Source organism: Microcystis sp. M49636_WE2 (assembly GCF_030065375.1).
Classification (GTDB): Bacteria; Cyanobacteriota; Cyanobacteriia; order Cyanobacteriales; family Microcystaceae; genus Microcystis; species Microcystis aeruginosa_C.
The window spans coordinates 1-2,817 of record NZ_JASJFG010000894.1 but is presented as its reverse complement, the minus strand read 5'-3'; the positions used below and the strand labels follow the sequence as shown (position 1 = coordinate 2,817).

Below are 2,817 nucleotides of genomic sequence, written 5' to 3'. Positions count from 1 at the left end.
TTTCTTTGTACCATCTTTTGTTACCTGACTTGTTCCCCCCAACAAGTAAAATTGCTTGTCGATGAGGATCAAAGGCAAATAAAACACGCCAAGGTTCACCTTTATACTGAATACGAAGCTCTTTCATATTCTTAAAAGAAGCTCCTTCAATGGTATCAACTCGTGGTCTCCCCAGTGCTGGTTTAAGTTTCATCAATACAGTTAAAACAGCAAATACTTCATTTTGAAGTCCCTGTTCTTGTTGATAAAACCAGAACCTAAAATCTGGATCAAATATAATATTCTATTCCATAAATATAATATAGTCTGTACATAAAATAATGTCAAGCTTTCAGTTAAACATTCGGCTCTCTTGCCATCATCATTATAAATTATAACATTGGCAAATAATCTCCCTGTCCTCTGTGTCTCTGTGGTTAATTCCCCTCGATAATCTCCGTACCTCAATCCAACTTGAAAATGCTATAATAAAAGTAACCTATTATCACTAAGGAAACTTTAATCATGACTAACTTAAACAATCATTCAACCTCTAACACATCCGAAGAGCCTGAGTTATCAATGGAAGAACTCGATGCTAAATGGGATGCACTAGAAAATGACCCAGAATTTTTAGCAAAACCTTTTTGGCAAAAAATTATAGAAATTGGTAACGTTGTTCCCCAATCAGAATGGCGAAAACACTTTCCCAGAGACTTTGCGCGTAACGCGGAACATTATATGTACGGCGCACCAAGAGAAGATGAGGAAAAATAACAAACACAGAACTAACGTCAATTCAAAGTTATAATATATGTAGTAAACCAATCCCACTAAATGATTATGAATCCCCCAAACAATCCCACTCGCACAGAAGAAATTCCGACAATAGAGGAACTTCCGACAATAGCTGAATTACAAGCAAAATTCGCTCAACTTCAAGCTGATCCCGAATTCCGCAAAAAACCTTTTTGGCAAAGAATTGCAGAAATTGGCGCACTTGTTCCCCAGTCAGAATGGCGAAAACACTTACCTACAGACTTTGCGCGTAATTTTGAACACTATATGTACGGCGCACCAAGAGAAGATGAGGAAGAATGAGAAAAATTTTCTTAGATACATCCTATTTGCAAGCACTCGCTGATTATAGAGACAATCTCCATGAACTTGCCACACTAATGACAGTAAGACTAGGAAAATTTACAGGAATTACTAGCGAAATGATTTTGACAGAATTACTTAACGCATTGTCAGGAAGAGGAGATTATCTACGCCAATCTGCTATTAACTTAACCAACGATTTGAAAAACGATTCTACTATAGAAATCATTCCCCAAACCAGTGAACAATTTCAGCAGGCTTTTGATTTTTACCAAAGACGATTAGATAAAGGATACAGTTTAACTGATTGTGCTTCCATGCAGATTATGAGACAACTGGAAATCTCTGAAATATTAACCTTTGATAAGCATTTTCAGCAAGAAGGATTTAGCGCATTACTCAGAGAATAGTCAGTAAACTTTACTTCACTTTAATTTTTTTCCTCGCTTCATATAACCATTGCTCCTCCTCCGTATTAATTTCCCTCCCTTCGGCTAATTTAAGACATTTACGCCAATTTTCCTGAGATAATTTCTTGTCTTCTTTTTCTAAAAGTTGAGCATAAATACAAAAAGCAGCACCGGGATTGCGGATAAATTTCTGATAAGCTGGATTTTCAGCGATACCAATAGCAACTAAAAGATTAGGAACTGCATCTTCACTGCGATTTTGCTTAAATCTGGCCCAGCCTAGATTTTTATAAATACTATATTTTTGTACTGCTAAATTGCGTTTCTCCTCTTCAGTAAATTGGTCTAGTTTTTCATCTTTTTCTGCTAATAATCTCTTAGCTTTTTCCAGTAACTCTACCGCTTCTGCATTCTTATTATCTCGCAGATACCAATAAGCGAGATTATTATAAGCATCTATAAAACCACCTTTTGCCGCAATTAAATAGTGTTTTTTCCCATTAGTCAAATCCTGTAACTCTTCATAAAGTGTTGCTAACTTATAATGAGCATCTAGATTATCTGGATCTAACTCAATTGCTTTTAAATACTTCTCTTCGGCTGAAGCTAAATTAGGAAATTCTTGACTTGCTGGCGGAGGAGATTGTAAACGGTTGCCTTCTTGCTTATAAAGCTCAGAAAACCAAGAGAAATGTAACCAAATGCTTAATAGTAAGGCAAAAATTATTACTGTTACCAAAAACTGTACTTTTTCATGCCAATATTCAGCAATCCTCAGAAATTTCATTAACTTAACAAAACTCTTTTGTCGCTCCTGTGTCAGCGCATTTTGAGCCTGTAACAAAGAAATAAAAGTCGAAAATATCACACCCCCTACTTCTAGCAAACCTGAGCCACCACCAAGAAACCGAGTAGCAATCGTTCCGATTAATGTAAAATTAACCCCTAATAAAACCAGCTTACCGCTTCTCAATAGCCAATCAAAGCGATTGCAAGGATGCAGAGATTCCCTGCTTTCTAAATGCCACCACCAAGCTTGAGCAGAAATAGGTAAAGTCTCCCGATATTCAGCTAAGTCAAGAACTTGAGTAATTTTGTAACTTTTCTGTTTTAATCTATTATCTTGTTCGATTAATTTTAACGACATATCAACGGAAATTTCCGCCTCAGCTTCCATTTGTTTATGAAGAGCATCTCTGGCGGCAATAATTTCTAAAGCCTGTGCTTTTTTCAGAGATTTATTATGAGAAGTATCTAAATAATTTAGAGCATTCTGGTAACGCTCTAAAGCAACTTGAAAGGGTGTCGGCACAGGTGCAGGAGAATT

At 36.4% G+C, this 2,817-nt stretch carries 5 protein-coding genes; 3 read left to right on the top strand and 2 right to left on the bottom strand.

The annotated features are described in order from the left end of the window. On the bottom strand, positions 1–193 hold a 193-nt coding region (locus PX484_RS20470; RefSeq protein WP_288105304.1), incomplete at its 3' end, for a type II toxin-antitoxin system RelE/ParE family toxin. 311 nt (positions 194–504) lie between these two features. Between PX484_RS20470 and PX484_RS20465 the strand changes: the two genes are divergently transcribed. From PX484_RS20465 to PX484_RS20455, 3 genes are read left to right on the top strand one after another with little or no spacing between them, the layout of a single operon-like run. After that, on the top strand, positions 505–756 hold the full coding sequence (locus tag PX484_RS20465) for a hypothetical protein (RefSeq protein WP_287107184.1): 252 nt from the start codon (positions 505–507) through the stop codon (positions 754–756). A gap of 60 nt (positions 757–816) precedes the next feature. Next, positions 817–1,080, top strand: a complete 264-nt coding sequence (locus tag PX484_RS20460) for a hypothetical protein (RefSeq protein WP_002766985.1) — start codon at positions 817–819, stop codon at positions 1,078–1,080. Continuing rightward, complete coding sequence (locus PX484_RS20455) at positions 1,077–1,490, top strand: type II toxin-antitoxin system VapC family toxin (protein ID WP_271935268.1); 414 nt, start codon at positions 1,077–1,079, stop codon at positions 1,488–1,490. The genes PX484_RS20460 and PX484_RS20455 overlap by 4 nt, the downstream gene beginning before the upstream one ends. Positions 1,491–1,500: 10 nt before the next feature. On the opposite strand, the gene PX484_RS20450 is transcribed toward PX484_RS20455, so the two are convergent. Continuing rightward, on the bottom strand, positions 1,501–2,817 hold a 1,317-nt coding region (locus PX484_RS20450; protein WP_288105303.1), incomplete at its 5' end, for a tetratricopeptide repeat protein.

Bases quoted from the DNA above. Each gene is read 5' to 3' on its own strand.
- PX484_RS20465 (WP_287107184.1), top strand. From the start codon at position 505: ATGACTAACTTAAACAATCATTCAACCTCTAACACATCCGAAGAGCCT.
- PX484_RS20460 (WP_002766985.1), top strand. From the start codon at position 817: ATGATTATGAATCCCCCAAACAATCCCACTCGCACAGAAGAAATTCCG.
- PX484_RS20455 (WP_271935268.1), top strand. From the start codon at position 1,077: ATGAGAAAAATTTTCTTAGATACATCCTATTTGCAAGCACTCGCTGAT.